Source organism: Amycolatopsis sp. MtRt-6, assembly GCF_017308975.1.
Taxonomy (GTDB): Bacteria; Actinomycetota; Actinomycetes; order Mycobacteriales; family Pseudonocardiaceae; genus Amycolatopsis.
Genome location: NZ_JADWPD010000060.1, coordinates 1 through 10,403, shown reverse-complemented (window position 1 = coordinate 10,403; position 10,403 = coordinate 1). Strand labels below are relative to the sequence as shown.

The following is a 10,403-nucleotide window of genomic DNA, read 5'->3' as shown; positions in this document are numbered from 1 at the left end:
CGTGTGCTGGGTGTGCTTCGGGGGGGCACCCCCCCCGGGGGGTGGGCCCCCCCCCCCCCCCCCCGCGGCCGTGTGTTTTCAGGCGTCTTCGCCGTGGTGACGGGTGTAGTACTCGTCGGCCAGCGAACGCCCCGCCAGCCAGCCGAACACCCCGGCGGCCGCCCCGACCGCGAGACCCACCGGAGTGCCGATCAGCACGCTCGTCGGCACCCCGTACAGCAGGGTGGACGTGACGGCGCCGAAGCGCGTCACCGCCGCCCTGCTGAGCGGCGGGAGGTCCGGCTCGCGCACGTCCTCCCCCATCCCGACCTCGTCCTCGGGCTCGGCTTTCGGGGCCGCGTGACCCAGCCACGCCGTCCGCGGCACCGCGAGGTAGCGGACATCGGCGCGGCGTGCGAAAGCCGCGTTGCGCAGCGCCGCCCGCACCGAAAGCACCGGCCGCTCCGCCTTGCTGGTCACCATGTCGAATCCTCCCCTGTCGCGGGAACAAGCACCGCATCGGAGTCTTCCCGGGCACGCGGGCGCGCGGCGGGCGGTGGCAGCAACCGGCCGCGGCCCGCCGCCGGACGGCCCGGCGCGCGACGATCGACCCGGAACCCAGCAGCGGCGGCATCCGGGAGAGTGGCGATGGAAACGGCGGAAATGGGCCAGTACAGCCTGGTGCCGCTGGGCGGCGGAGCGTCCGGGACCGTGTGCGCGTGCCGGCGCGGCGGGGAAGCCGTCGCGCTGAAGATCTTCCCCGGCCGCCTCTACCGGCGGACCCGCGCGCGCCTCGACCGCGAGCTGGCCACCCTCGCCCAGCTCGCGGACACGGTGCGGATCGTGGTCCCGCAGGGCGTCGAGCCGATGCCCGACGGCCGGTGTGCGCTGCGCATGGAGCTGTGTACGCAGTCACTCGCCGGGCTGATCGCCACGTCCGGCCCGCTTCCCGTCACCGACGTGCTCGTCCTCGGGATCACGCTCGCTTCCACGCTCGTCGCCGCCCACCGGGCCGGCGTCGTGCACGGCCGGGTCACGCCGTCGAACGTGCTCTTCCGGACGTCGGGCGAGCCCGTGCTGAGCGATTTCGAGCGCACCCTCCGCGAGGTGTTCGTCCGCGACCACGAGCACGGGATCGCTTACCTGGCCCCGGAAACCCTCGACGACGGCGTCGCCGGGACGGCGTCGGACCTGTACGGGCTCGGCGTCGTCCTGCACACGGCGCTGGCGGGGAACCCGCCGTTTCCGGCCGATGCCGGCGCCGATGCCCTGCGGGAAGTGGTCCGCCACACCCCGGCACCGCCGGTGGACCGGCCGGAGGCGCCGATCGACCTGCTCGTGCTCGTCGACCAGCTGCTGGTGAAGGACCCGGACCAGCGGCCGCCGTCCGCCGAAGCGGTGACGCGGCAGCTGATCCGGCTGTGGGACGAACACGGCCCCGAACCCGAGCCGGAGACCCCGGGCGCGCCCCGGACGTCCTTCGGGACCGAGGTGTTCGCCTGGCCACCGCCTCTCGCCGACGACGCCGGGGAGGCCCCGCCCGTCCGGCAGAACCGGGCGCGGCGGTTCGCCGCGATCGCCGCGGCCGTCGCGATCGCCGTCGGCGCCGGGTGGTTCCTCACCCGCGGGCCCGCCGAGTACGTGCCACCCGCCCCGGCGGCGCCCGCTCCCGGCGTCCCGTCACGCACCGCCGAGCCGGTCACGCTCGAACTGGCCGAGCCCGCCGACCTCGGCACGACGGCCGCGCTGTCCTGGACCGGCCCCACCGGGTGGGAGTTCGCGGTGGTCGTCGCCGTCGAAGCCGGCCCGACGAAGACGACCCTGGTCCGGCACGACCACTCGGCGCGGGTGACGATCGACCCGCGGCTGAAGTACTGCTTCCAGGTCCAGGCGACGAACGGGGTCCGGGTCGAGGCCAGCCGCCCGCGGGCGCTGCGCGGCGCCACCTGCAGGGAGTGAGGCTTGTTCTGGTCAGGCCGCCACGCCCCGCCCGCACACCGCTGATCAGGGCGAAAGTTGTGTGGCGGCCGACGGCTGAATAAGCCTCAGTGATCGGTGGTCGCCGGGGGCTACGATGACCGGCGAGATGGAGAATCCGCCCGCCGACGGCCTGATCCCGTACCGGGACGGCCCGCACGCGTCGTCGTACCTCGCCCCCGGTGACCGGCCCGGTGAGCGGGTCGTCGTGAAGGTGCTTCGCGAACCGCTGGACCGGCAGACGCGCGTGGCGTTCGACCGCGAGCGGGCGGCGCTCGCCAGGCTGCGCGCCGCGCCGATCCGGCTCGCCGAACGGGTCACCAAGCTGCCGGACGGGCGCACGGCCCTGGCCGCGCCCTGGTGCGCCGAATCGCTGGCGGACCGGGTCGCGCGCACCGGCCCGCTCGGCGTGCCGGAAACCCTGGCGGTGGCCACGGCCGTCGCGAAAGCGCTCGCCGCCGCGCACGACGCCGGGGTGCCGCACGGCGGGGTCCACCCGGGCAACGTGCTCTTCACCGACGGCGGTGAGCCGGTGGTCGCGGACTTCGGCGTCAGCCTGCGCCGCCGGTTCGGGCGGAGCCCTTCGGCGGACGTGGGGTTCCTCGCGCCGGAAACGCTGAGCCGCGGGGTCATGGACGCGGCGGCGGACCGCTACGGCCTGGGCGCGCTGCTGCACTTCTGCCGCACCGGGCAGGCACCGTTCCCGGCGGCACCGGGCGAGCGGGCGGACGCCCTCGTGCTGCGGGTGTTCGACGCTCCCCCGCCCGAACTCGCGGACGTCCCGCCGGCGTTGGCGCGCCTGGTGACCGGGCTGCTCGCCAAGGAACCGCGGGACCGGCCGGACGACGAGGCGGTCCTCGCCGCGCTGGCCGCGTTACGGGAAGCGCGTGGCGAGCCGCTGCTCGTCCTCGAACCGCGGCCGGCGGAGCAGCCGGCCCCGCACCGGAAGCGGCGCGGTCCCGCCCTCGCGCTCGCCGGGCTCGCCGTCGCCGTCGTCGTGGTGGCCGCGGTGCTGCTGTGGCGGAAGGGCGGCACGAGCCCCGCGCCGCCGGCGCCGGCTCCCGCGCCCGCGTCTTCGACGGCTGCCGGTGCCGTGCGGATCGACCTCGACCCGCCGGTCGACCGGCAGGACCACGTCGAGCTGACCTGGCACGCCCCGCCGAACCTCGACTTCGCCGTGCTGGTGACCGAAGCGGGGCAGGCCCGGCCCACGGTGGTCCTCGCCCAGCGCCTCACGAGCAAGCAGATCACCGTGCGGCCCGGCCGCGCCTACTGCTTCCGGATCCAGGCGACGAGCCCGCGGGGCACCTGGCAGAGCCAGGCCAGGGGCATTCGCGAGGCGGTGTGCTGATCGGGTCCGCGCTCAACGCAACCGGCGCAGCACCACCGGGTTGAGTGCCGCTCGCAGCCGCTCCCGCCACGGTCGCTTGCCCAGCCCCTCGCGGACGGCTCGGACCGCGGCCCACGCCGCCCCGTCCGCGTCGGGCGGGGCGGTACCGGACCACAGCGCCACGTCGACCGTCCTGGCGAGCGCGCCGAGCCCCCGCACCGTCGTCTGGTCGGCGACCGGGCCCGCCGCGGCCGCGAGGTCTCGTACCGTCATGCCCGCCGTGACCGCGACCCCGTGTGCGCGCAGCCGGTCGCGTGCCTCGGCCCAGGCGCCGAGCACCGCGTCGCGGCCCGTCCGGCGGCGCCGTCGCCAGGCTCGCACGCCGACCGCCGCGGGAACTCCGGCCAGCCAGGCCAGCGCGACGGCGGCCAGCAGGACCGCCACCGCGATCGTCAGGGCCAGCCAGTCCACTCCGGACTGCTCGGAGTCCGTTGTGGACGATCCCGCGGCGATCTCCGGGTTCCGCAGCTGGGGGTCCGGCGGCAGTTCCGCCCGCGCCCGGGCGACCGCGGCCGCGACACCGGCTGTCCCCGTGCCGCTGCGGGCCGCTCCCGCGGCCGGGTCGAGCGCGACCCAGCCGACGCCGGCGACCGCCACTTCCGGCCAGGCCGCGGCGTTCCCGTTGCGCACCACGAACGACCCGTCCGGCTCCGGGCGTTCCGGCGCCCGGAACCCGGTCACCAGGCGCGCCGGGATGCCGCGCAGCCGGGCCAGCACCACGTAGGCCGCGGCGAACTGCTCGCTCGTGCCGCGCTTGTCCTCGACCAGGAACCGCCGCAGCTGCGGCCACCCGTGCCCGGTGGGCAGGTCGGTGCCGACGGCCAGCCGGTAGTTCTCGGCGAGGTACCGTTCCAGCGCCAGCGCGGACTGGAACGACGGCCACAACCCGGGCAGGACCCGCTCGGCGAGCGCGTCGACGTCCGGCGGCACCTCGCGCAGGCCGCCCAGGCCCGAGCCCGGATCCAGGGCCGCGTCGCGCAAGGCGGCAGCGTCGGTTTCCGGTTCCCACCAGCCGACCGTGTACCGGGCACCGGCCGCGGACCGTTCGGCGACGAGGGTGCCGCGGTGCTCGTCCACCAGCGCCGGGACCCCTTCGACGGAGGCGGGCCAGGTCTGGCTCGGCAGCCACGGCCCGGTCAGCCCGGTGACCTCGACCCGGGCCGACTTGCGGGACACCGGCACGCTGACCTCCGGGCCGGGCGCGATCTCCCGCCCCACGCGCCGGAAGTCGGTGTCCGTCCGCCAGTTCACGCCGTCGAAGTCGTCGAAGACGGCGACGGGCCAGGCGTCCACCGGCTCGGGGGCCGTGTAGCGGAACACCGGCGCCGCCGGGGTGCGGAGGCGGGCGGCGAGGTCGTCCAGCGGGCTGGCCACGGACGCGGCGGGCACCGGCGCGGGTTCGTCGTCCCGCAACGAGTACGCCGGCCTGCCGGTCGGGTGGACGGCGCCGGCGGCGATCGCCCCGGCGAGGCCCAGCGCGATCGCCGGGGCCACGAGCAGCGGTGACCGCCGGGCCTGGCTCCGGCAAAGAAGCACCAGCAGGGCGGCGAGGATGGCGAGGCCGAGTCCCGCGAGGACGGCGGTGAGACCGCTCGCCGCCGCGTAGGCCTGGCTCAGCACCACCACGAGCAACGCCGGGACGAGCGCGAGCAGCGGCCGCCGGGTCCGGTGCAGCAGTTCGAGCCCGAGCAGCGCGGCGAGCAGCACGAGCAGCGGCACGAAGACCACCAGCCGCGGCTCCGGCAGCGCGGGCCAGGTGGACTGCAGGGTGCGCTGCCAGCCGTGCAGGGCGCCGTCGGCGAGCACCGAGACCGAGTTCGCGGTCGGCAGCCCGCCCAGCGTCGTGCCGGGCAGGACGGTTTCGACGACCGCCACCAGTCCCGCGCCCAGCACGAGAAGCGGACGCCACGGGGTGAGCCCCGGACGGCGGCGGCACAGCTCGGCCACCCCGAACGTGGTCAGCACGACGACCAGCCCGGGCAGCAGCGCCGGAACGCCGAACACCGGGCCGAACAGCAGCCCGCCGAGCGCCGCCGCGGCCAGCAGCGCCGCTTCGGCACCGCGGGGAATCCCGGCTCTCACGACACCATCTGGTTCCACCGGCTCACCGCCTCCCGCGCGTCCGGGGCACTGAGCCGGCGGGCACCGCGCACGCCGTCGATGCCGTGCACGCCGAGGCCGTCCATGCCGAGCCCGTGCGTTCCGACGCCGAGCACGTACAACGCCGAGAAGTGCGCGCGCACCGCGGCCAGCAGTGGCAGGTCCTTGCTCGCCCGGCCGGTGACCACCACGAGGCAGCCGCCGCGCAGGCCGGTCCGGCGCAACGCCGCCGGGACCAGGGCGTCCCCGGTCTCCTGTGCGGCCTCGCACAGCACGTCGAGCAGGGGCCGCACGCCGACCGCGCCGCCGTCGGTGGCCACGTCCGCCCCGGCCGAGGTGAGCAGGCGGCAGCGGTGCCCGGCCGTCGCCGCCGCGTTCACCAGCGACGCCGCCAGCTCGACCGCTTCTTCGAACTCGGCGGCGGACAGCACGGGCGGGCGGGTGTCGAGCAGCAGCGTGAACCGCGGGTGGTCCGGGTCGACGTAGTCGCGCACCATCAGCCGCCCGGTGCGCGCGGTCGCCTTCCAGTGCAGGTGCCGCACCTCGTCGCCGACCACGTACTCCCGCACGTCGCGCAGGTCGGCCGAGCCGTGCAGCGAGTCGTCGGTGGTCGGGCCGTCGTGGTGGTGCCGCGGGTGTCCCGCGCCGGGTGCCCGTGCCGACCGCAGCGGCGGGTAGACCCACAGCGTCGCGGTGTCGCCGGCGGCGACCGGGCGCCGGAGGAGGCCCAGCGGGTCGGTGCGCTCGAGCGTCAGCGGCCCGACGGTGAACCGGCCCCGGCGCCGGCCGGCCAGCTTGTAGTAGTACGTCTCGGAGGCTCCCGGGGCGAGCGAACCGACGTCGACGACCTCGCCGTGGCCGCTGCGTTCCCGCGCGGTGAAGCCCGGCTGCCGCCGCGCGCCGGGGTTGCTGACCACGAGCGTGGCCGTCGTCGCGCCGCCGAGCTGGATGCGGTTCGCGGAGATCTCCCGCCGCACCGCCACCCGGGGACGGCGCAGGGTGACCGCGATCCCGGCGAGCACCGCGCCCGCGGCGGCGCCGGCCAGTGCCCGCAGCAGGACGTAACCCGCCACCTCGCCGAGGGCGTAGAGCAGTACTGCGGCAGCGAGCACACCCGCGCCGCGAGGGGTCAGCCGCATCGGTTCACACCGCGCTGATGGCGGGCGCGGGCGTCTTGTCGAGCGCTTCCTGCACGACGCCGGCGGGCTCGCGCTGGTTCAGCTCCGCGTCGGCGGTGAGCACGAGCCGGTGCGCCAGCACCGGTTTCGCGACCAGCTTGATGTCGTCCGGGGTCACGTAGGCCCGGCCCTCGGTGGCGGCGATCGCCTGCGCCGCGCGGACCAGCGCGATGCTGCCTCGCGGGCTCGCGCCGAAGCGGACTTCGGTGTGGTCGCGCGTGTACTCGGCGAGCCGGACCGCGTACGACAGGATCGCCGGATCCAGCCGGGCTTCGCGGACTTCGTCGATCGCCGCGCGCAGGGTGACCAGGTCGACCACCGGCGACAGCTCGTCGGGACCGTACCCGGCACAGGCGCGCATGATCACCTCCAGCTCGGCCTGGTGGTCGGGGTAACCGACCGCGATCCGCATCAGGAACCGGTCGAGCTGGGCCTCGGGCAGCCGGTAGGTGCCCTCCATCTCGATCGGGTTCTGCGTGGCGATCACCAGGAACGGGTGCGGCACGTCGTGCGCGACCGAGTCGACGGTGGCCCGCCGCTCGGACATCACCTCCAGCAGCGCCGACTGCGTCTTGGGGGTGCCCCGGTTGATCTCGTCGGCGAGCACGACGTTGGCGAAGATCCCGCCGGGGTGGAACTCGAACCGCTCGTTGTTCTGGTGGTAGACCATGACGCCGGTGATGTCGCCGGGCAGCAGGTCCGGGGTGAACTGGATCCGGTTCCAGGTGCCGCCGATGCTGCGGGCCAGGCACCGGGCGAGCGTCGTCTTGCCGAGCCCGGGCACGTCCTCGATCAGGAGGTGCCCTTCGGCGAGCAGGGCGGCCACGGCGAGCCGGACGACTTCCGGCTTGCCGCGCAGCACTCCCTGGACGTTCTCGGCGATCCGGGCGTAGACCTCGGTCGCCCGCGGCTGCTGCACTGTTTCTCCCCTCACGAAGGCGGCGCCTTGTGCGCCGAGGCGGACGGCCCGGTACCCGCGCTGTTCTCCGCCGTCACGGTCACGGTGAACGGGACGTCCTTGCCGTCCCAGATGTCTTCGATCGTGTACGTCCTCGCCGAGCCCGACAGCGTCCTGGAGCCGGGACGGGAACCGTCGTCGCGGACCCAGCTGATGTGGTAGGCGGTCACCGCGGCGCCGTTCGGCGCGGCGGCCGTCCAGGTCACCTTCGCCCACGTGTGCTTGGTCGTGGCCTCGATCGCCAGGCTTCCCGGGCGGCCCGGCGGGCTGACCGCGGCGCGCGGGGTCACCGCCTTCGAGCTGACGCCCGGGCCGTCGCCCGCCCGGTTCACCGCCACCACGGTGAACACGTACGCGGTGCCGTTGGCCAGGCCGCCGACCCGGGTGCTCCGCGTGGTTCCGTCGACGGTCTTCCCGCCGCCGGCCCAGCTGATCCGGTAGCTCGTGACGGGCGCGCCGTTCGGTGCGGCCGCGCCCCAGGACACCGTGGCCGCCCCGTCGTCCGCCGTCGCGGCGACCGACCGCGGCGCGCCGGGCGGGCTGGCCGGCAGGGCCGTCTTCGTCGGCGGCTGCTGCTGCTGCTGTTGCCTCGGCGGCTGCGTTTTCTTCGGCGGGGCAACGGGTCCGCGGTCCTCGCCGGCAGCCGGCGGCGGTGCCTGGGGCGTGGCGGCCGGCGGCGGCGGTTGCGGCTGCTCGGGTTTCTTGTCGCTGCCGGGTTTCCGGTCGCCGGTGACCGGCACTTCGCTGACCCCGCCGTCGTGGTCGACGACCATGACGTGGGCGCCGTCCGCGCCGTCGACGTAGACCCGGGCGTCGCCGCCCTTGACCAGCGGCGGCTGGCTGTCCCCGCCGGGGATCGGGCGCTGCGCCCGCGGCACGCCGGCGCTGTCGAAGGTGTGCAGGGTGTGGGTGGTCCGGTTGACCACCGCGACGACCCCGCCGGAGGATTCGATGCCCGTGTAGTCGCCGGGCGGCAGGCTGACCGTCCGCGGGCGCACCGGCCGGCGGTCCTTGGCCAGGCCCGCGGTGTCCACCAGGTGCAGCTTCTGCCCCGGCGCGTCGAGGATGGCCAGCTGCCCGGCCACGTCGGTGGAGGCGAGCTGCGCGGTGTCGGGCACGTCGAGCTCCAGCGGCGCGGGGCCGCCCAGCTCGGTCGCCTCGACCGGCCGCATCGTGTCGTCGGTGGTGTCGACGAACACCGGCCGGTCGGCCACCACGGTCAGCCGGCCCCGGTGGCCCTGGGGCAGCGCGATCGGGCACGACAGGCGATCGGCGTGCTCGGGAAGTGCGCACAGCAGCCCGGCGTCGGCGCGCTGCAGCCACAGCTTGCCGTCCCCGGTCGCGACGACGTCGCCGATCGGGCCGCCCGCCGGGATCATGGCGAGATCCCCGAGCCGGGCGATCGTGCCGGCCTGCCGGTACACGGCGTACGGGCCGCCGCGGACCTCCAGCGTGACCGGCCGCTCGTCGGCGGGCGCCGCGGTGGTGTTCTCGACGGTCAGCGACGACTTCCCGAACTCGACGATCTTCGACGGCCCGATGACGAACCCGCTGGTGTCGCCCTGCACGACCGGGCCCGCCCCGGCACCGGGCACGTCGACCTGGGCGTCGGCGCGGTCACCACCGCTGCTGACGTGGAAGGCCGCGCCCAGCTGCGGGTTGTAGACCCAGTGCCCGGACGGGGTGAACGCGAACCCGCCGAGCGGATCGGCCGCGCCGCCCACGGCGAGCCCCACCACGGCGAGACAACCCGCCACCACCACCGCGATCGGAGCCCGCGCCCGCCACGCGGCCCCCTTCCCTCCTCGGATCACGCACCCAGGGTACTGCGACGGATACACACGGAGTACACGTTTGATCCATCCGGCCCGAATCGGACGCCCGGGGTGCGCCAGACGCACCAATGTGGCGTTCGGTGCGTCCCACGCACCCAATGTGGCGTTCGGTGCGTCAGACGCAACCAACGCCACATTGAGGTTTTCTCAGTAGCGGTGTGTGTGGATAAGGCGTGGGGCCCCTGGTAGGACTGGATTTGCGAAGATCAAGTCCGAGGTTCCAGAGGCCCCACGTGATCAATTATGGTGCCACCCTCGATGTGGCGCGTGAACTGGTCTGGTTCGTCGCTCGTGTCCTGCACACCGAGCGTCGGCGGCGTGGCACCCGCCGGGGCCGGCGGGCGTTGACCCCGTACTGGCAGGCGGTGCTGGTGCTGCGCTGGTTCCGCGACGCCACCCCCCTGCACCGGCTGGCGGCCGATCACCGCATCAGCATCGCCACCGCCTACCGCTACCTGCACGAAGCCATCACCGCTCTTGCCGCCCAGGCTCCGGACCTGCATCAGGTCCTGCGCGAGCGGCACGCCGCCGGTGACACGCACGTGATCCTCGACGGCACCCTGATCCCGTGTGACCGGGTCGCGGCGACCACGATCAAAACCAAAGGTAAGAACCGCGGCCGGATCGTGCACCTGTGGTACTCGGGCAAACACCGCGCCTTCGGCGGGAACATCCAGTTCCTGGCCAGCTCCGATGGGTTCCCGTTGTGGGTGTCGGCGGTGCTGCCCGGCTCCCGCAACGACCTCTCCGCCGCCCGCGACCACAGGATCATCGGCGCGCTGACCGCCGCCGCCGGCCAGGGCCTGACAACTCTGGCCGACAAGGCCTACCACGCCGCCGGGATCGGCATCCTCACCCCGTTCAAGAAAACCGCAGGTCAACCACCCCTCAACGCCCGGCAACGGGTCCACAACATGCTGCACGCCCGAGCCCGGGCCCTGGGTGAACGCGCCATGGCCATCCTCAAAACCCGCTGGCAGGCATTG

At 75.0% G+C, this 10,403-nt stretch carries 8 protein-coding genes; 3 read left to right on the top strand and 5 right to left on the bottom strand.

Annotated elements, in window-relative coordinates:
• Window positions 1-78 precede the first annotated feature (78 nt).
• Window positions 79-462, bottom strand: a complete 384-nt coding sequence (locus tag I4Q55_RS48560) for a hypothetical protein (RefSeq protein ID WP_206797810.1) — start codon at window positions 460-462, stop codon at window positions 79-81.
• A 165-nt stretch (window positions 463-627) separates the two neighbouring features.
• Here I4Q55_RS48560 and I4Q55_RS48555 point away from each other — a divergent pair, with 165 nt between their 5' ends.
• A complete protein-coding gene (locus I4Q55_RS48555; RefSeq protein ID WP_206797809.1) occupies window positions 628-1,938 on the top strand; it encodes a serine/threonine-protein kinase in 1,311 nt (436 codons plus the stop codon).
• A gap of 127 nt (window positions 1,939-2,065) precedes the next feature.
• Complete coding sequence (locus I4Q55_RS48550; protein WP_206797808.1) at window positions 2,066-3,307, top strand: protein kinase; 1,242 nt, start codon at window positions 2,066-2,068, stop codon at window positions 3,305-3,307.
• 12 nt (window positions 3,308-3,319) lie between these two features.
• Here the strand turns inward: I4Q55_RS48550 and I4Q55_RS48545 are convergent, their stop codons facing one another.
• Genes I4Q55_RS48545 through I4Q55_RS50880 form a run of 4 tightly spaced genes read right to left on the bottom strand, consistent with a single transcriptional unit; the run spans window position 3,320 to window position 9,396 of the window.
• Entirely contained in the window at window positions 3,320-5,428 is a 2,109-nt protein-coding gene (locus I4Q55_RS48545; protein ID WP_206797807.1) for a transglutaminase domain-containing protein, read from the bottom strand.
• Entirely contained in the window at window positions 5,425-6,585 is a 1,161-nt protein-coding gene (locus I4Q55_RS48540) for a DUF58 domain-containing protein (protein ID WP_206797806.1), read from the bottom strand. Before I4Q55_RS48540 ends, I4Q55_RS48545 begins: the two co-directional genes overlap by 4 nt.
• Before the next feature lie 4 nt (window positions 6,586-6,589).
• Window positions 6,590-7,543 carry a MoxR family ATPase gene (locus tag I4Q55_RS48535; protein WP_206797804.1) on the bottom strand — a complete coding sequence of 318 codons (954 nt, stop codon included), beginning with the start codon at window positions 7,541-7,543 and terminating at the stop codon, window positions 6,590-6,592.
• Window positions 7,544-7,554: 11 nt separating this feature from the next.
• A complete protein-coding gene (locus I4Q55_RS50880; protein WP_206797802.1) occupies window positions 7,555-9,396 on the bottom strand; it encodes a fibronectin type III domain-containing protein in 1,842 nt (613 codons plus the stop codon).
• Window positions 9,397-9,782: 386 nt separating this feature from the next.
• Here I4Q55_RS50880 and I4Q55_RS48525 point away from each other — a divergent pair.
• The coding region (locus I4Q55_RS48525; protein ID WP_206797800.1) for a transposase family protein at window positions 9,783-10,403 on the top strand (621 nt) is incomplete at its 3' end.

Coding starts and splice junctions, on each gene's coding strand:
- I4Q55_RS48555 (WP_206797809.1), top strand. CDS start 628: ATGGAAACGGCGGAAATGGGCCAGTACAGCCTGGTGCCGCTGGGCGGC.
- I4Q55_RS48560 (WP_206797810.1), bottom strand. CDS start 462: ATGGTGACCAGCAAGGCGGAGCGGCCGGTGCTTTCGGTGCGGGCGGCG.
- I4Q55_RS48540 (WP_206797806.1), bottom strand. CDS start 6,585: ATGCGGCTGACCCCTCGCGGCGCGGGTGTGCTCGCTGCCGCAGTACTG.
- I4Q55_RS48550 (WP_206797808.1), top strand. CDS start 2,066: ATGGAGAATCCGCCCGCCGACGGCCTGATCCCGTACCGGGACGGCCCG.